This window comes from Shouchella tritolerans, from assembly GCF_025770735.1.
GTDB lineage: Bacteria > Bacillota > Bacilli > Bacillales > Bacillaceae_D > Shouchella > Shouchella tritolerans.
The window spans coordinates 58,687-77,345 of sequence record NZ_JAODPB010000007.1 but is presented as its reverse complement, the minus strand read 5'-3'; the positions used below and the strand labels follow the sequence as shown (position 1 = coordinate 77,345).

Sequence of the window (18,659 nt, the reverse complement as noted above, 5' to 3'; positions counted from 1 at the left end):
GAATAGGAGAGGAAAAACGAAAATCCAATAAATGAGTAGGTGATTTCAGTGAAGCTAGAAGAATTAATGAACGATCACCACCAGACCTTTAGTGAGGGTGAAAAGGTCTTGGCAAAGTTTATACTAGAGAATAAAAACGATATCTATGATTTAGGAATTAATGAACTCGCTAAAAAGAGTTTGAGTTCTAAATCCTCTGTTTTGCGATTTGCGCAGAAGCTAGGGTTCTCTGGCTATACGGAAATGAAAAACTTTATGAAGTGGGAGAATCATTTAGCGGAAAAATCTTTTACACAAAAAGACTTTGGAAAAATAGTCATTAGCAATGTAGAGCAAACAGTTAATCAGTTGAACGAAATAAATCTTTCTCCTATTTGCGAAGTGATTGATAGAAGTCCAAATGTTTATATAACAGGAACTGGGCTTATGCAACAAAGTTTAGCGAAAGAAATGCAAAGGATGTTTTTAGGGGTTGGCAAAAATACGCAAACATTTCCTATGGATATAGGCACAAATATTTATCAATTGTTGATGGAGAGAATTTCAGAAGATGATTTGATCGTTGTATTTTCCGGTTCTGGAAACAATACCATTCTTAAGGAAGCGCTTAGTATTCCCTTGATTAAGAACGTGAACATCCTTGCCATTACTGGATCTCATCATAATTGGTTAATGAATCACGCAACCTTCTGTATTCCAGTATATATCCATCAAAATTCATTATTGCTTAGCAGTTGGTTTTCTTCTTCGAGTGCATTTTACAGTGTTATTGAAATCGTTGCCTATAATTATTTTGAGTATAAGAATAAAACGTTACAGAATAAATGATATGATTTAGGCTATTGCATATTCGATGATAGCCTATTTTTCTTTTAATAAAAGCGGCGAAAAATGATTGATTCCCATATCATGAAACCGTTTCCCAACATGTCTAAAAATTCTTCTCTTATAATGACTCATGTACTATACTTCCATCATAACATCACAATGATGAATGCAGGGGAAGGAGGCATTTTGGTATGAAAGCGATTCAAATTATGTTTGACACCTTAAAACGAAATTACTTAAACGCCTATGAACATTCAGATGTAATCACACCTAATTTTGACCGGTTACAAAGAAAAACCGTTCAATTTGATAATTTTTTTGCTGGAAGCTTACCTTGTATGCCTGCAAGAAGAGAGTTGCATACAGGTCGTTACAATTTTTTGCATCGCGGGTGGGGGCCAATTGAACCTTTTGATGATTCCATGCCTGAGATATTAAAACAAAATGGAATCTATACCCATCTTGTAACGGATCATAAACATTATTGGAGAGACGGTGGTTCCACTTATCATACTCGTTATTCTTCATACGAACTGATTCGCGGGCAAGAAGGAGACAACTGGAAAGCGAAAGTCGACAAGGAAATCGATATCAAAGGGTTAGAACATCTTCCTGATTTTGCAAAGAAACGAAAGCAGGCGAGTATTTCCCAAGATTTTGTGAACAGAACCTATATGAAACAGGAGAAAGACCACTCTTTATTTCGAACTGTCGAGGCAGGTATGGGGTTTTTGAAAGAGAACAAGGATGCTGATCAATGGTTCTTACAAATTGAATGCTTTGATCCACATGAGCCCTTTTTTGTCCCTGAAAAGTATCTAAAATTATATGGGCTCTCAAAAGACGATTTCAACGGATGGCTCCAATATTCACATGATCATTTTTCATCAGAAAAAGCAGATGTGATGAGAGGATATTATAAAGCTTTATTAACCATGTGTGATGCATATTTAGGGAAAGTATTAGATTTTATGGATGAGAATAACATGTGGGAAGATACAATGTTAATTGTTAATACGGATCACGGTCTACTCTTAGGGGAACATGAATGGTGGGGCAAGAACATCATGCCCGTTTATAATGAAATTGCCCATATACCATTCTTTATATGGGATCCAAAGTTAGGTGTCCAAAATGAATCTAGAAATCAATTAGCACAGAATATCGATATACCTGCAACTATACTAGAATTCTTTCATGTAGATATCCCAGAATTCATGATGGGAAAACCATTAAGTTCGGTAATTGAATCAGATGAAGTGATTCGCGATGCTGCTTTGTTTGGTTATTTTGGTAGTAATATTAATGTCGTTGATGGTGACTATATCTATATGAGAGGGCCAATGCCCGGTAGAGAAGCGGAACTGCATGAATATACATTAATGCCAATGAGAATGAATAGGCGCTTTACGGAAGATGAACTACAGGGTGCTGAATTGGATCAGTCTTTTGCCTTTACAAAAGGGATTAGTACGTTGAAGATGAGAACGACTGAATTTATGTCAAAAAGTTATCAGCGCTTTGGGAATAAATTATTTAATTATCGAGATGATCCTAACCAAAAAAAACCCCTTCATGATCCAGTAAAAGAATTTGAAATGATAGCAAAATTAAAGCAATTAATGAAGGAAAACGAGGCCCCAGAATCCCTTTATCGTTACTATGGTCTCGATCGTATCAATTGTGTAGAAGATGTATTGGCAGAACATAAGGCGTTTAATAGAAATCAAGAAATTGTTTGTGAGGATATCAAATTTTCTAATCACGCTGTTAAGGAAGGCTATTTAGCAATGGTAGCTTCTATTAAAGATAAAAAAGTGGAGTTGTTAAGAGCCAGTCTTAAAAAAACAAGTGAATGTAATGCAGTGTCAGATCAAGATTTAAAGAATTGGATATTAGAACACACAGATAAGCAAGACCAAGCTTTTATCTTTTATCAATTAGAGCTAGCTCTTAGGGGAGACTAGATGTTTCGTATATGACCATTTAAGTACTTGGCGGGATTGTAAAACGAGATGGTCCACTGCATCATACAGCAAATGCAGTGGGTCATCTTGAAATCTATGAAGGCAAAGAGAGGGTCGAGAGATGAAGTATGAACAATTGGCAAGCGATATTATAAAAAATGTTGGCGGAAAAGAAAACGTTGCCAGTGTTGTCCACTGTGTTACACGTTTACGCTTTAAATTGAAAGACGAAAATAAGGCAAATACGGACGTATTAAAAGAGATGGATGGTATTGTTACCGTTATGAAAAGTGGTGGTCAGTACCAAGTAGTCATCGGGAATCATGTCCCTGATGTCTATAAAACAGTACTTGCAGTTGGCGGTTTTGATAATCAATTTTTAGAAAAGCAAGAAAATGGAGAGGGACAAGAGGAACAAGGACTTTTTAACAAGTTTATCGATATTGTATCTGGGATATTTGCCCCAATATTAGGCGTATTAGCTGCTTCAGGGATGATAAAAGGTTTTAATGCCTTGTTTGTTGCAATGGAATTGTATGCGGATACATCTGGAACCTATTATCTATTACAAGCTTGTGGTGATGCCTTATTCCATTTCTTCCCGATATTTTTAGGCTTCACGGCTATGAAAAAATTTGGAGGAAACCATTTTGTTGGGATGGCGATAGGGGCTGCATTAGTTTACCCATCGCTTTCTGGTCTTACTGGAGGAGATCCCCTTTATACGTTATTTCAAGGAACAGTATTTGAATCTCCTATCTATATCACATTCCTTGGAATACCGGTTATTTTAATGAGTTATGCATCTTCAGTTGTTCCGATTATATTGGCAGCTTATTTAGGAACAAAGTTGGAAAAATGGTTCACAAAAGTCATTCCTGATGTCGTAAAGTCCTTTCTTGTCCCATTTTTCACATTGTTAGTTACCGTCCCGCTCACTTTTATGGTGATAGGAACAATTGCTACATGGATTAGTTCACTATTGGGACAGGCTACAGTTTGGGCTTATGATCTTAGTCCATTATTGGCAGGTTTGATACTCGGAGGATTTTGGCAACTATTTGTAATGTTTGGACTTCACTGGGGGTTCATTCCAATTGCTATGAACAACTTAGCTATTTTTGGTTATGATTTTATATTAGCTTTAATATCGGCTACATCCTTAGCAACTACTGGTGTTGTACTTGGGGTGATGGCTAGAACGAAACAACAAAAAATTAAAACGTTAAGTATACCTGCTGCTATATCCAGTATCTTTGGTGTATCAGAGCCAGCCATTTACGGGATTACGCTACCTTTAAAAAGGCCGTTTATTATCACCCTTATCACCTCTGCAGTTGGTGGAGCTATTATGGGGGTAATGGGTACGAAAGTATATATGATGGGTGGTCTAGGTGTTTTTGGTATCCCATCTAAGATTGGCCCTGGAGGTCTTGACATAGGATTCTGGGGCGGCATTATTGCAATGGCAGTAAACTTGGTATTAGGTTTTATACTCGCTTATTTATTTGGGTTTAATAGAAAGAACAAGAATGCAGAAACCCATAACGAAAAAAATAACAATAATCATACAGTGATTAAAGACGAAGATATCGCTAGCCCACTTATGGGAACGGTAATGCCATTAGCAGAAGTTAAAGACGAGGCTTTTTCTACCGGAGCACTTGGAAAGGGGCTTGCAATTGATCCTATAGAAGGAAAATTGGTTTCACCGGTCTCAGGGACCGTATCTACACTATTTCCTACCTATCACGCGGTTGGAATAACGACCGATAGTGGGGTTGAAATCTTGATGCATATTGGATTAGATACCGTTCAATTAGACGGGAAGTTTTTTAAGCCCTTTATTAAACAGGGAGATCGAGTAGAAAAAGGTCAATTACTAATAGACTTTAAATTGGATCAAATCAAGCAAGCCGGTTTTTCAATAGTAACTCCTATCGTTATTACAAATAGCGACAACTATAAAGAGATTATTCTAACGAAAACAGAAAAAACAAATCCTGGTGCTCAACTAATAAGAGCAGTGACCAATTAGGAGGTAATCGTATGCCAAATAAAAACAAATTCCCTGAAAATTTCCTGTGGGGCGGCGCAACAGCTGCGAACCAAGTAGAAGGTGCATATCTTGAGGGCGGAAAGGGTCTTAACCTTGCCGATGTTTTACCTGGTGGAAAAACGCGCTTAACGTTGTTATCCCAATCTGGATTCGATTTTGAAATAGATACAGATCAATATACCTACCCTAATCATGAAGCAATTGATTTTTATCACCGCTATAAAGAAGATATTGCCTTGTTTGCGGAAATGGGCTTTAAAGTATTTCGATTGAGCATCGCATGGAGTCGAATTTTCCCAAATGGGGATGAAAAGGAACCGAACGAAGAAGGATTGGCTTTTTATGATCGCGTATTTGATGAACTGCATAAACACGGAATTGAACCGTTAGTAACAATTGCCCACTACGAAACGCCGTTACATCTCATAAAAGAATACGGTGGATGGAGGAATCGAAAGCTTATTACATTTTTTGAGCGTTATGTCACGGTCCTTTTCAATCGCTATAAAAACAAAGTGAAATATTGGTTAACATTTAATGAAATAAATGGAGCCACTCATATGCCGCTTTTCGGTCTAGGTTTTTCCCCAACCAGTGATGAAACCCGTCTACAAGAAAGTTTTCAAGGGCTTCATCATCAATTTGTTGCGAGTGCAATCGCAGTAAAGCTCGGCCATGAAATCATTCCAGAATCGCAAATCGGCTGTATGGTTATCTATGCCCCCGTTTACGCTTATGATTGTCATCCTGAAAATGTGATGTATGCCCAACAAGAGGCGCGTCTTTTTAATCATTTTTGTGGCGATGTCCAAGTTCGTGGGAAATACCCAAGCTTTGTCCATCGTTACTTCCGGGAAAACGCTATTACGATTGATATGGAAGATGGGGACCTAGAGTTAATTAAAGAAGGTACGGTCGATTTCATTTCATTTAGTTACTATATGTCGCGCACGGACAAGAAAACCAAATCCCCTGAGGACATCGGTCAAGGAAATTTAATTGGCGGCATCAAAAATCCATTTTTACAGGCAAGTGACTGGGGATGGGAAATTGACCCAATCGGACTCCGTATTGCTTTAAACGAATTATATGATCGCTATCAAATGCCTTTATTCGTAGTGGAAAACGGGTTAGGCGCTTACGATAACGTGGAAGAGGATGGCAGTATTCATGATGACTACCGGATTAATTATTTAAGAGAACACATTCGGGCAATGGGTGAAGCAATAGACGATGGAGTAGAATTAATGGGTTACACTTCGTGGGGATGTATTGACTTAGTGAGTGCTTCATCAGGTGAATACGCAAAAAGATATGGCTTCATCTACGTTGATAAACATGATGATGGAAGTGGAAGTTTAGAACGTCGCAGAAAAAAATCATTCTATTGGTATAAACATGTGATTGCCTCGAATGGAGACGATCTTTAATTTGACGGTGGATCCTTATGAAGTGGAATACTCCTGCATAGAGAAATTCGAGATTTGGCCCAAATAGAATCAACCAAGTATCTCTACGGATCGCTTAGTTTGAGCGAGAAGTAGTAGACAGCGAGTTCCCACCCACTTGAAAAAGTGTTGGAATCAATGGCAGCGAAAGCAGTAGCCAATCTGTTTAGTAAACGGTGTGACTGTAAAGAACCCCCTACTTTTTTGCGAAGAATAAGTAGGGGGTTCATTAATGCCCCGTTTTTACCGTAGTTTGGCTCACAGTTCGTGTGCTGGTTTAGAGGGAAAAAAAAGAGGCCTGCCCTAACCAGCCAGTTCATTCCTCATAAGCTTTCATATACAAAGGGCTGACCACAGCTATAAGAAAGAATGCCCCGAACGCAGAGCCGAGTACATAAAACCCATTCATGCTGTCAAAAAAGGTCTGGATGATTGCCGATCCGAGCACTGCCCCTAGCGCCGCTAAGAAGCCAAGAAGAATGTTTTTCATAGAACCTTCAACATGAGAATCGCGTATTCATTCGTTTTCAGCATGTAAGGAATAAATGTGGTCAAGAAACGATAAAAACAGCTTGTTAAACGCTTCAGGGTTATCTTGATGGGCGCAATGGCTGGCATTGTCAATCCAATAGAACTCCCCATTTGGCTCTCGCTTTGCCCAGCGTGGTGCTGTTTTTTTTATATTGCCTGTATGGTCATTGACGCCGCAGACAAGTAAAAATCGTTTTCGGATATAGTATGTTTTTTCTTCGTGCAAGCAGCCTTGCATGCCTTGAAAGATTTTCGGGAAATCCTTCGGGCCAACCGTATGAAAGCACTCGTGTAAATAGGTCTGCACATCGGGTTTAATCGAGCTAGCGCGTGCACTTTGATTGACTAACATATTCCACGGATACAGTGACAAGAGCAGCGGCGTGATGGTGATTAGTCCTTTCTCTATGAACGTCAGCTTTTGCGTATTACACGTACAATCAATCAAAACCAAGCTCTCGACTTTATCTGGATGGTGAAACACCAACTCTTGAGCCGCATTTCCGCCCATCGATTGGCCAATAAATGTCGCTTTCTCAATGCCTTCTTTCGTCATAATCGCCAACATGTCATCGATCAGCAGCTTGATCGTAAAATCCGTCCCAATGGGCCGCGATAGCCCATGTCCTCGTGCATCCCACAAAAGTAGTCCGTACGTTTCATCGATTACATTGAGCTGTTCAGCAAACATGCGATGATCAGTACCGGCGCCATGCATGAAAATCAACCAAGGGCCGCAATGGTTGGCAGTCATCCAATAATGAATCGGGCAACCGTCCTTTTCAAGGACTCGTTGTTCTCATTTCATTGCGTTTCTCCTTTTGTGCTGACCGATTTTGAAAAACCGCTGCATGTATCCGATTGCCTCGGCCTTAGCAGCGCATGGACAGGAAAGGCGCCGGAAAGCAGCGCCAAAGGAAAAAGTCGCTACTCAAGCCATGCGTTAGGTAGATGCCGCTTTTTAATCGGCACCTAAAAACGTTGTCTCTAACTCGACTTCCTTTACCTGTTTGCCATCATAATCGACTTGGTAGGCTTTCGCTTGCGGTCTTGAGCTGACAATTTTCCACACGTCTTTTTCCTTATAATGAAGGGCGACTCCGTCATCGGCGGCTATTCCAGGTTTGATGTTGCCAGCCGCTACGAATTGCTGGTAGCTCGGCCTTCTGTCTGCTTCGCCGTCATAATGGGGACAGTTGCTTCCCGTTAAAAACCCTAGTCCATTGGTTAATGGTTCGAGCCCATTTCCGTAAGAGTCTGTCACGCCTTCTTCAAACCAACAAATGGAACCGGCGCTAATGCCTGCTAGTACGATTCCTTGTTGCCACGCTTTTTTCATTATCGCATCTAAGCCCCATTCCCTCCATAGAACGAGCAAATTTTTCGTGTTTCCGCCGCCTACATAAATGATGTCTTTTTCGAGCAAATAGCTTTCTAAATCTCGAGTAGGCGGTCTAAATAAAGACAAATCCGAAGGCTGGCAATGTTCGTTGCGGAAAAAGTGGTAAAATTTAGCGATATAATGTTCGGCATCACCGCTAGCAGTCGGGATAAAGCAAATGGATGGCTTAGGTTTGGCGGATTGCTTCAGTATGTAGCGGTCCAATAAAGGGTTGTCAGGTTCCATCGAGAACCCTCCCCCTCCGAGGGCAATGATTTGCCTCATTCGATTCATCCTTTCTCTAACAACGAACGATTTGCTCTTATTCCGCTTTCACGAGCTTGTTTGTTAATGTTCCTAATTGTTCAATATGAACGGAAACGGTGTCTCCAGGTTGCAAATAACGCCGCTCTGCTTCAGGTAGGCCAAGAATGACTCCTTCAGGCGTGCCAGTAAGGACAATATCCCCTGGCTTTAGTGTAAAGTGGCGGGATACATAACTGATAATCTCGGCACATGTGAAGATCATATCGGCTGTATTCGATTGCTGTTTGATTTCGCCGTTGACTCTTGTCTCAAGCGCTAAGTTTTGCGGATCGGCAATTTCTTCTCTTGTGACAAGATACGGACCGATTGGACAAAATCCATCGCATGTTTTCCCTAAAAGCCATTGCGCCGTTTTCATTTGCAAATCACGGGCGGACAAGTCGTTAGCCGTGCAGTAGCCTAACACATAATCAAGGGCGTCATCTTTAGCGACTTGTTTCGCCGTTTTACCAATGACAACGGCAAGCTCCACTTCGTAATCCAATGCTTGCGTCACAGGAGGGACGACAATGTTGCTGCCATGCCCAGTCAGGGTGTTATTAAACTTGCTAAAAAGAATCGGCGTTTCTGGATAAGGGGAACCAGTTTCGTCTGCATGGCGCCTATAGTTAAGGCCGACGCAAATGATTTTCTCTGGGTTCGGAATGGCAGGGCCAAACGTACAGGACTCCATTGCATGTATGAAAGGCCCTGTTTGTTCTAATGTTTGTATATAAGCTTCTAAAGCTGGCAGCGACTCTGGCTGATTGATCAATTCGTCCATTGTTGCCGGGACTCCCGCAGCTGGGTGAGCTTGCAAAGCCTCATAAATATTTGCAATCTGCCCATTTCGTTCGACGCCTAAGTGGTTGTGTTCCAACGTGCATAGTTTCAAGCGAACCACTCCTTTTTTTAGTTTGGTTAATTTATGCGTTTTTTCCGAAAACGACGCCGCCATCGATATATAGGGGTGCGCCCATCACGAAGCGGGACTCATCTGACGCTAAAAATAGCGCCGCTTTGGCGACATCTTCTGGCAAACCGAGTTCACCGGAAAGTTGCCGTTTTTTTATGGCGGCAATCGTTTTTTCCGGATCATCTGATTCGGCTAAATATGCTTCGACAAAAGGGGTAAAGATCGTACCTGGCAGCAAGGCATTGATGCGGATATTGTAGGCGGCGTAGTCGACTTGCATCGATTTTGTTAGTGAAAGAACAGCCCCTTTTGTAGCTGCATATGCTGCTCGGTTAGCGAGGCCAATTTCGGCAATGCATGATGACATGTTTAAAATCGTGCCGCTTCTTGCCGCAATCATATGGGGTAGGACGTATTTGCTTGGCAGAAAAACGCCTTTAAGGTTAACGTTGACAACTCGGTCCCATGCGTCTTCTTCGATTTCATGCAATGGGCCGATACCGCTCACGCCGGCATTGTTAAACAATACGTCAATGCGACCATATTCACGAACTACATCTGTTACCATTGTTTCAACATCAGCAGCATTGGTCGTGTCAGCCTGAATAAAGGAAACGTTGCCGCCTGCTGCGCAAATCGCTTTCCCTGCTGCTTTTCCCTTTGTCTCATCGATATCATTGATCGTAACAAAGGCGCCTTCTTTGGCAAACAATGCTGCCGTCTCCTTGCCGATCCCTGATCCTGCTCCAGTAATCAACGCTACTTTATTCGCTAAGCGCATAGTTTGCTCCTTTCGCCAAGTTGGTTGTTTTCCATTGTAGCATAAATTAGAGACATCGATTATTGCGTTATTTAGCATAAAAGTAGCTTTTTTTAATCAGCACAGTAAATGACGGACGGCCGCTTTTGCTGCTTCTGACAATTGATGTCTAGCTGTTTTTTCGGTATACGGCTGGCGTTGTTCCAGTGGCAGCGCGAAAAGTCCTGTAAAAATGGGGCATGCTGTAATAGCCGCAGGCTTCAGCAATGGCTTGGATGCTAAGATCGGTTGTTTTTAGCAAGTCTTTTGCTTTAATAAGGCGTTTTGACTTTAAAAACTCGATGTAAGTAAGGCCAATAGAGGCTTTGAATTTTTTGCTGAAATAGGAGGGATGGACACAAGCATGGGCGGCAAGCATTTTTAAATCTAGTTCTTCATGCAAATGGGCGTCAATATAAGCTAGGCTCTCTTTTATCCATGTGGGTACGAGCGGAGGCAGTTTTTCTTGGGCAGTGCCGCAGTTTCGCGAGACAAACACAATCGCGTAGCGGATAAGCAACGCCACCGTTTCGCCTGAATACAAATCGGCAATATCTGTTTCTTTGCCCATTTCGTCAAAGAGGCCGGCTAAAAACAACCGTTTCTCTGGTTCCATATAGTAGCGGTACTGTTTTGTTGTTTTAGCTGTTGTAAATAGAGAGTGGAGTGAGTCAGACTCGGAGCCGATCATCGATGCAAGCAAGCTTGGACAAAAGTACAATGCGGAAGTTGTCACGGTTTTGCCTTGATCAAGAAGCGAACAATGAATGATGTTGCCGGGGACAATGACGATATCGCCTGAAGTAAGTTCAAAAAAACAATCATCAATAAAGAACGTGCACGTTCCGTGATGGACCACAATGATTTCATGCCATTCATGCAAATGGTGTGGCAGTTCGTCATCACAAGATTTGGCTTTGTTATGGACAAGCTGGAAAGGAACAATGTGAGATTGGTTAAAGCGTTTGCGAATCGGCCCCATATAGCACCTCCTGGTTTAGACTAAAAAAAGCAACTTTTACACCCACAATCGCAATTTATCACGTTTGTGTAATCATGGTAGCATACAGATGACCAATTTTGAAAGCGCTTTCTGTTGGTCGTACTTGATCGTGAGAAAGGCAGTTATCACGTAAAAGGGGAGATGGATGCCAATGAAGGGGGCGGCGATGAAAACAGTCGTATATGCAATGTTATGCTTGCTGTTAGTTGGCTGCGCGTATCCGACCGTGGCATCGAAGACGGCTTTAGACGATGTGTATACGATTAATATGGCTTATGGGAATCAGCCTGGGGAACCGATTGATCAGCAGGCAAGGAAATGGCAAGAGCTAGCAGCAGAAGCGAGCAACGGTCGCTTGCAACTTCAAGTATACCCTAGCTCTCAGCTTGGCAGTGAAAGCGACATGATTGAGTTGGCGATGCGCGGCAACAACGTCATTGTGTTCACTGCGTATGATTTTTTAATGGACTACGTACCTGACTTTGGCATTTTAGGGGCGCCGTATTTGGCAGAAGGCTTTGAAGACTTGCTTTATTTGACGACGACCGATTGGTATGCAGGGCTTGAAGAGGAGATGAACGAGCTCGGACTTTCTTTGCTAGGAAAGAGGACGATTTACGGAGAGAGGCACTTGATGACTAAAAAAGAAGTCAACACGCCGGATGATTTGCGAGGGATGAAAATTCGTGTCCCGAACAACAACTTGTATATTCGTGCCTTCCATGAGTTAGGAGCTTCACCAACGCCCCTTCCACTTGGCGATTTATATGCATCGCTACAGCAAGGGGTCATTGATGGCGCCGAAAATCCTCTACCTGTGCTTCAAGGCACCCGTACGAATGAGGTAACGTCGTACTTAACGCTAACGGGGCACATTAAAGTAATGGGCGTGTGGGTGGCAGGGGCAAAAATGATGGAAGATTTGCCTGATGACCTTGCCAAGATTCTTGCCGAAACGAGTGAAGAGGCGGCTGAGTATGCCTATGACATTACTAAACAAAAGGAACAGAAGGCGCTTCAATTTTTCACCGATGAAGGGATGGTTGTCAATGAGATCGATCAATCTCTGTTCCGAGAAAAAGTCGCTCCTTTTTATGAAGGGATGCCGTCATGGTCACCGGGGCTTTACGAAAAAGTGCGCGATTTAATGGCACAGAGGCCGAAAGAGGGAGAGGAATGAGGAAGAAAGCGACTAATTGGCTTGCATCGGTTGATGATTGGATCGGTGCGATTGCTTTGAGCCTGATTGTCATTTTGATCGGTGCCAACGTGTTTTTCCGGTTTGTGTTGTCTCAGCCGATCACGTGGAGCGAAGAAATAAGTTTAGCGCTGTTTGTTTGGTTAACGTTTATCGGTATTAGCGCTGTTATGAAGCGAAATGAACATGTCGGAATCGATTATTTTGTCCGCAAACTGCCTAAAGATGCGTTTGTGTGGGTGCAACGTTTTCGCCTAGTTGTGTTACTAGCTGTGACATGTGTTGTTTTTGTTTATTGGGGCACAAAGCTAGCCATTGACACCCATTGGAAAGTGACACCTGTGCTTGGCGTTCCTTTTCGCTTCATCTATATGGCGCTTCCTGTCGGCGGCATACTTGCGCTCTACCATTTAGTAAGCGTGCTTTTACGCAAGGACCGCTCATTTATCTACCAGGAAGAGGGGAAAAGCGATGATGCTTCTCTTAATTGTTAGTGTGATTGTGCTCCTAATTGTCCTGAATGTTCCTGTAGCTTACGCGATGCTTGCAGGAGCGGCCATTTACTTTATTGCCAATCCAAGCTTTATGAATGAAACACTGACGCAACGGGTAGTAAGCGGAGTTGAATCCTTTCCGCTGCTTGGAATTGTCTTTTTTATCACTGCTGGTGTTTTGATGAACTATACCGGAATTACGCAACGAATGCTTGTATTTGCCAAGCTTGTAACTGGCCACTTGACTGGCGGATTGGCGAAAGTGAATGTGCTGCTTAGTGTGCTAATGGGCGGCTTATCGGGTTCGAATGTAGCGGACGCCGCTATGCAAACAAAAATTGTCGTCCCAGAAATGGTCAAAAAAGGCTACGCGCCTGGTTTTTCAGCAGCATTAACGGCGACAAGCTCGCTCATCACACCAATCTTGCCTCCAGGCATTGCCTTGATTCTTTATGGCTATGTGGGCAATGTCTCAATCAGCGACTTGTTTATTGCCGGTATTATCCCGGGTTTCATGTTGGCAGCGATTTTATTGGTTTATGTCCACTTCGCCGCTAAAAAGCACGGCTTTGAGCAGGAAAGGAACCCTTTCCCTTCTTTCAAACAAGTGGCGATTGCTTCAAAAGATGCTTTACTCGCTCTTTTGCTTCCGGTTCTCATTATCGGTGGCATCCGTTTAGGGATGTTCGGCCCGACTGAAGCGGGAGCAGTTGCTGTCCTGTACGCACTTGTTATTGGCTTGTTTATATACAGGGAAATGACGTTCAGGGATTTAGTCACCGCTGCGAAAGAATCGGTGCAAATTATTGCCACTGTCATGATTATTATTGCAGCAGGCACCGCATTTGGCTGGATTTTGACGCTTGAGCAAGTCCCGCAACAGCTTGCTTCCGCCATTACCGCTTCGGTCGAACACCCACTTGCGTTTTTGTTGTTATTGTTGTTGTTTCTGCTCATTGTGGGGATGTTTATTGAAGGAAACGTCATGCTTATAATTTTAACGCCAATCTTTATGCCCGTGCTTGAGACATACGGGATTGACCCTGTTCATTTCGGAATCTTCTTTATTCTTTGTTTGAGCATTGGCACGATCACACCGCCAATCGGCACCATTATGTTCACAACGGCCTCGATTGCAAAGGTAAAAATTGAAACGTTCATTAAAGAGGTTATACCGTTTTGGGTGCTGCTGATTGGCTTTTCGCTGATCATAATTTTCATTCCGGCCTTGTCGTTGTGGTTGCCGTCTGTCTTGTCTTAAATCAATCAATAACAAAGAAAAGGGGATTGACGATGAAACTAATCCGTCTACAAAAAACAAGGCTCTGTCTGAGTCGGAGCAGTCGACGAAGAAAATGTGACAGTAGCTCCATTTGCGGGCTACCCATGCATTGATCAAGGAAGAGCAAGCAATGGCCACATATCGGAATGGCTAAAAAAACAGATGGATAGCTGGCCAATAGAATGGAAAGGATGAGGGCGTTTTGAGCGAAACAAAGACACATGTCGTCATGCAGCAAAAGGACAATGTTGCCACTGCTTTGCGGGATTTTGAAAAAGGGCACGTAGTCACGATCGACGGAGAAAAGCCACTACATTTAAAAAATAACATAGACTTTGGCCATAAATTTGCCCTTTACCCGATCAAAAAGGGAGCAGACATTACAAAATACGGGGAAGTGATCGGCGTTGCTTCAACCGATATTGCAGTAGGAGAGCATGTCCATCTCCATAATGTTGAAGGCAAAAGGGGAAGGGGAGATCAACGCGTATGAGCTTGAAATTAACAGGATTTCGCCGTCGAGATGGTCAAGTCGGCATCCGCAACCATGTGCTGATTTTACCGACGATTGTCTGTGCCACGCAGGCTGCGCAAAACGTAACAAAACTGGTCGACGGCACTGTTTCTGTCATTCACCAGCACGGGTGTGCACAAGTGGGAAGCGACTATGAGCAAACGTTTCGGACGTACGTCGGAATGGGGTTAAACGCAAATGTCTACGGAGTGGTTGTAATGGGGCTCGGGTGTGAAACACACCAAGGCAAAAGTGTAGCTGCAGAAATCGCTAAGAAGAGCAACAAACCTGTTGAACTGGTCTCGATCCAAGATTATGGCGGCACATTGCAAGCAACCTGTGAAGCGGCGCGCATTGCGACCAAAATGGTGCAAGACGCCTCCGCGCTAGAACGGGAGCCGATTGCGTTTTCTGATCTTATTGTTGGCACGGAATGCGGCGGCTCCGATGCATGCTCCGGATTGTCGGCAAACCCAGCTGTCGGTTATGTCAGTGATGCCATTGCTGATTATGGAGGCACGTCTATTTTGGCCGAAACGACTGAGCTAATCGGCGCTGAACATTTGCTCGCCGGCAGGGCAGCCAATGACCGCGTCGCCAAGCGTGTTTATGAAGTCATTGAAGCAATGGAAAACCGCGCTTTTCAAATGGGTGTTGACATCCGTACCGGCAACCCGAGCCCAGGCAATAAACAAGGCGGGCTGACGACATTAGAAGAAAAGTCGTTAGGCGCAGCAGCAAAAGCGGGAACACGAACATTGCATGAAATTGTTGATTATGCAAAACGGCCAACGAAAAAAGGCCTCGTCTGGATGGATACGCCAGGCCATGATATTGAGCAGCTCACAGGGATGACGGCAGGGGGCGCGCAACTCGTATTGTTTACAAGTGGAAGAGGCACACCGACTGGCTCGCCAATTGCACCAGTGATTAAAGTCGCGACCAATACGGCGATGTTTGAAAAAATGAACGAAAACATCGATTTTAATGCAGGTACGATTATTGAAGGAAAAGAAAGCATCGAATCAACTGGCGAACGCCTATTGGCTGAAGTCGCTGCAGTTGCTTCAGGCAAACGGACGAAAGCCGAAATCTTAAAACAACATGATTTTGGCATTTGGCGGATTGGTCCTACTTTTTAAATAGAGAGAGGGAGTAGCAAGTCCAAGGCCGCTGGCGTTGGCTGATGAAAAGGGAAGGCGGCCGTTATCATTGGTATGTGTAATGATGCCATGTATAATGGAAAAATAAACAACAAACACTGACTATAATCAATGGCACATACGAAAAGGGGATACCATGACTGAACAAGCGAAATGGAATTTTGACAACAGTTACGCCCGTCTTCCACAGCCGTTTTTCGCTCGCCTTAAGCCAAACCCAGTGCGGTCGCCAAAGCTTGTCCTCTTTAATGAACCGTTGGCGACTGCTCTTGGTTTGAATGGGGAAGCGTTGCAACAGCCTGAAGGCGTCGCCGTACTTGCAGGCAATGCGATCCCTGAAGGAGGGGAGGCGCTCGCTCAAGCGTATGCTGGCCACCAATTCGGCCACTTTACAATGTTAGGGGACGGCCGCGCGTTACTCATTGGCGAGCAAATCACGCCTGAAGGCAAACGCTTTGACATCCAGTTAAAAGGATCAGGGCGGACGCCTTTTTCCCGTGGCGGCGACGGTCGTGCGGCGCTTGGTCCGATGTTGAGGGAATTTTTGATTAGTGAAGCGATGCACGCACTTGGCATTCCGACAACAAGAAGTCTCGCTGTTGTGACTACCGGAGAGGAAATATTCCGTGAAACGGAACTGCCTGGCGCTGTGCTGACACGCGTCGCCGAAAGCCATCTTCGTGTGGGCACGTTCCAGTATGCGGCTGGCCGTGGCGAAGTAAGCGATGTGAAAACATTGGCTGACTATGCGATTAAGCGCCACTATCCAGAAATAGCGGAAAGCGAGAATCCTTATTTATCCTTGTTGGAACAAGTCATTTCCCGCCAAGCTAACCTAATTTCCCAATGGCAGCTCGTTGGCTTTGTCCACGGCGTCATGAACACCGACAATATGACGATAAGCGGGGAAACGATCGATTACGGGCCATGTGCTTTTATGGATAACTACGACCCGGCGACTGTATTTAGTTCGATTGATACGCAAGGGCGTTATGCATACGGCAACCAGCCGCAAATCGCCAACTGGAATTTGGCAAGGTTTGCTGAAACACTCGTGCCTTTGCTTGCCGAAGATGAAACAAAAGCCGTGGAAATGGCCCAATCAGCGATTGAAGGCTTTAAAGGCCAATACGTAAGCAATTGGCTGGCAGGCATGCGCAAAAAGCTAGGCTTATTCAATGCTGAAGACGGCGACAAGGACTTTGTAGAGAAGTTGCTTCGCCTTATGCATGAGCATGAAGCGGATTACACCAATACATTCCGGTTGTTAACACTAGGCCAGCCAGACAAAACGGCAATGAATGGCGCAGCTGAATTTGCCGAGTGGCTGGAACAATGGCAACAGCGGCAAAGCAGGCAAGCGCAAACGAAGGACGAGGCGATGAAGCTGATGAAAACCAACAATCCTGCCGTTATCCCACGTAACCACCGCGTCGAAGAAGCGCTTGCGGCAGCAGTTGATGAAGAAGATGACAGCTTGGTGAAACAATTGATTGCTGTATTAAAAGAGCCTTATGCGTACAGTGAAGAGCAAGAACGATATGCCGAGGTGCCAGAACGTTGCCAACATGGCTATGTGACTTATTGTGGGACATGAGTGTAATGGTGCATTCGGGAGCAGGCACTGCCTGTTTTCCTAAGGAAGAGCATAACCAAGTGTTATTGCTCTTTTTTTTGTCTTGACAGCGAATCCATGCTGCACCATACTTACTTTATAAAATAACTTTATAAAGTGGATTTATGAAGATGAGATGGAGGTGCCTATGGGAAAAGCGCATACGCAGTTGCTCAAAGAAATCAATTTGGACAATGTGCGCCGTGCCGTGCGCACAGCAGGAATTGCAACGAAACCGCAATTGGCGGAAGCGACTGGGTTAAGTGTTGTGACAATCGCCTCGCTTGTAAAAGAGCTTATACAGATAGGGGAAATCTATGAAGGAAAGGCAGCTCATTCAACGGGAGGCCGTCCGCCAGTAACGTATCATTACAACTATGACGTTTGCATGGCGTTGTTGTTAATCCTTCATGAGCATAAGGAAGAAGTGCTCCTATCGGTGATTAACCTAAACGGCGACTCTCTGAAAGAACATACGCATGCAGTCGCCAATTTTGACGTTGACGCGATTTGTGCCCTTGTCCATGAATATGTAGCGGCCTATCCAGCGATTAAAATGATTGGAATGGGCATTCCTGGCCAGCAAGTGGACGGAGAAATGAAAGTCAGCAGCCATGAAAAACTAATTGGCGCGAGGTTAACGGACACGATCCAGCAGCAATGCGCTTTGCCAGTATGGTGGGAAAATGACATTAATGCTGCCTTGAGCGGCTATTGTACAAACGATCCGCCAAATGAAGGGGAGTGTATCATTGGCCTCTTTTTTCCAGCACATCGCCCACCTGGTTCAGCCATGTATATAGACGGCAAATTGTTTAAAGGCAAAAACGGGATGGCGGGAGAAATTAAATTTCTGCCTGTCGACGTTGATTGGTATCAGCCGCTTGAAAGCAGGCGTTTTACTGAATTCGTTTGCTACACGCTGCAACTGCTGAATGCCGTGCTTGCCCCTGACAAAATCATTATTTACCAAAATCGCTGTACCAACGAACAATTGTTAGCTGCTTGGCAAGCGCACGAGCAAAAGCAGACGATGCCAGTCTCGCCAAAAGTGATGGTATCTGACGATTTTGGCGCTGATTTTCTGCGAGGCTTGAAGGCGATGGTGTTAAGAGGACTAGAAGAAAAAGTGTATGAATGAGAGACGAAATCGGA

Annotated in this window: 17 protein-coding genes; 11 read left to right on the top strand and 6 right to left on the bottom strand. The window is 43.8% G+C overall.

Going from position 1 to position 18,659, the window contains the following annotated elements; genetic code table 11:
• The first annotated feature begins 48 nt into the window (after window positions 1–48).
• The 4 genes from N6H06_RS19295 (at window position 49) to N6H06_RS19280 (ending at window position 6,284) form a co-directional block, all read left to right on the top strand.
• A complete protein-coding gene (locus N6H06_RS19295; protein ID WP_263707751.1) occupies window positions 49–828 on the top strand; it encodes a MurR/RpiR family transcriptional regulator in 780 nt (259 codons plus the stop codon).
• 191 nt (window positions 829–1,019) lie between these two features.
• Window positions 1,020–2,795, top strand: a complete 1,776-nt coding sequence (locus N6H06_RS19290) for a sulfatase (RefSeq protein ID WP_263707750.1) — start codon at window positions 1,020–1,022, stop codon at window positions 2,793–2,795.
• 121 nt (window positions 2,796–2,916) lie between these two features.
• Entirely contained in the window at window positions 2,917–4,833 is a 1,917-nt protein-coding gene (locus N6H06_RS19285; protein WP_263707749.1) for a beta-glucoside-specific PTS transporter subunit IIABC, read from the top strand.
• Window positions 4,834–4,844: 11 nt separating this feature from the next.
• Entirely contained in the window at window positions 4,845–6,284 is a 1,440-nt protein-coding gene (locus N6H06_RS19280) for a 6-phospho-beta-glucosidase (RefSeq protein WP_263707748.1), read from the top strand.
• A 334-nt stretch (window positions 6,285–6,618) separates the two neighbouring features.
• Here N6H06_RS19280 and N6H06_RS19275 read toward each other — a convergent pair whose 3' ends face one another.
• The 6 genes from N6H06_RS19275 to N6H06_RS19250 all read right to left on the bottom strand — a co-directional run bounded on the left by N6H06_RS19275 (window position 6,619) and on the right by N6H06_RS19250 (window position 11,217).
• The gene (locus N6H06_RS19275) at window positions 6,619–6,792 is read right to left on the bottom strand and encodes a hypothetical protein (RefSeq protein ID WP_263707747.1); all 174 of its coding nucleotides are present in this window, start codon (window positions 6,790–6,792) and stop codon (window positions 6,619–6,621) included.
• A gap of 27 nt (window positions 6,793–6,819) precedes the next feature.
• Entirely contained in the window at window positions 6,820–7,587 is a 768-nt protein-coding gene (locus N6H06_RS19270; protein WP_263707746.1) for an alpha/beta fold hydrolase, read from the bottom strand.
• A gap of 207 nt (window positions 7,588–7,794) precedes the next feature.
• Complete coding sequence (locus N6H06_RS19265; protein WP_263707745.1) at window positions 7,795–8,499, bottom strand: Type 1 glutamine amidotransferase-like domain-containing protein; 705 nt, start codon at window positions 8,497–8,499, stop codon at window positions 7,795–7,797.
• A 37-nt stretch (window positions 8,500–8,536) separates the two neighbouring features.
• Complete coding sequence (locus N6H06_RS19260; protein ID WP_263707744.1) at window positions 8,537–9,415, bottom strand: fumarylacetoacetate hydrolase family protein; 879 nt, start codon at window positions 9,413–9,415, stop codon at window positions 8,537–8,539.
• 31 nt (window positions 9,416–9,446) lie between these two features.
• Window positions 9,447–10,217: an SDR family NAD(P)-dependent oxidoreductase gene (locus N6H06_RS19255; RefSeq protein WP_263707743.1), complete on the bottom strand. Its 771-nt coding sequence runs from the start codon at window positions 10,215–10,217 to the stop codon at window positions 9,447–9,449.
• Between the two features lie 148 nt (window positions 10,218–10,365).
• The gene (locus N6H06_RS19250; protein ID WP_213029436.1) at window positions 10,366–11,217 is read right to left on the bottom strand and encodes a helix-turn-helix domain-containing protein; all 852 of its coding nucleotides are present in this window, start codon (window positions 11,215–11,217) and stop codon (window positions 10,366–10,368) included.
• 187 nt (window positions 11,218–11,404) lie between these two features.
• Here N6H06_RS19250 and N6H06_RS19245 point away from each other — a divergent pair, with 187 nt between their 5' ends.
• The 7 genes from N6H06_RS19245 (at window position 11,405) to N6H06_RS19215 (ending at window position 18,645) form a co-directional block, all read left to right on the top strand.
• Window positions 11,405–12,418: a C4-dicarboxylate TRAP transporter substrate-binding protein gene (locus tag N6H06_RS19245; RefSeq protein ID WP_263707742.1), complete on the top strand. Its 1,014-nt coding sequence runs from the start codon at window positions 11,405–11,407 to the stop codon at window positions 12,416–12,418.
• Entirely contained in the window at window positions 12,415–12,930 is a 516-nt protein-coding gene (locus tag N6H06_RS19240) for a TRAP transporter small permease (protein ID WP_263707741.1), read from the top strand. Before N6H06_RS19245 ends, N6H06_RS19240 begins: the two co-directional genes overlap by 4 nt.
• Window positions 12,908–14,191, top strand: a complete 1,284-nt coding sequence (locus tag N6H06_RS19235; RefSeq protein ID WP_263707740.1) for a TRAP transporter large permease — start codon at window positions 12,908–12,910, stop codon at window positions 14,189–14,191. Before N6H06_RS19240 ends, N6H06_RS19235 begins: the two co-directional genes overlap by 23 nt.
• 223 nt (window positions 14,192–14,414) lie before the next feature.
• On the top strand, window positions 14,415–14,705 hold the full coding sequence (locus N6H06_RS19230) for a UxaA family hydrolase (protein ID WP_249413937.1): 291 nt from the start codon (window positions 14,415–14,417) through the stop codon (window positions 14,703–14,705).
• Entirely contained in the window at window positions 14,702–15,868 is a 1,167-nt protein-coding gene (locus N6H06_RS19225) for a UxaA family hydrolase (RefSeq protein ID WP_213029432.1), read from the top strand. The genes N6H06_RS19230 and N6H06_RS19225 overlap by 4 nt, the downstream gene beginning before the upstream one ends.
• 157 nt (window positions 15,869–16,025) lie before the next feature.
• Window positions 16,026–17,486 (top strand): protein adenylyltransferase SelO, encoded by a 1,461-nt coding sequence (locus N6H06_RS19220; protein WP_263707739.1) that lies wholly within the window; start codon window positions 16,026–16,028, stop codon window positions 17,484–17,486.
• 166 nt (window positions 17,487–17,652) lie between these two features.
• The gene (locus tag N6H06_RS19215) at window positions 17,653–18,645 is read left to right on the top strand and encodes an ROK family protein (RefSeq protein WP_263707738.1); all 993 of its coding nucleotides are present in this window, start codon (window positions 17,653–17,655) and stop codon (window positions 18,643–18,645) included.
• Window positions 18,646–18,659: the final 14 nt, after the last annotated feature.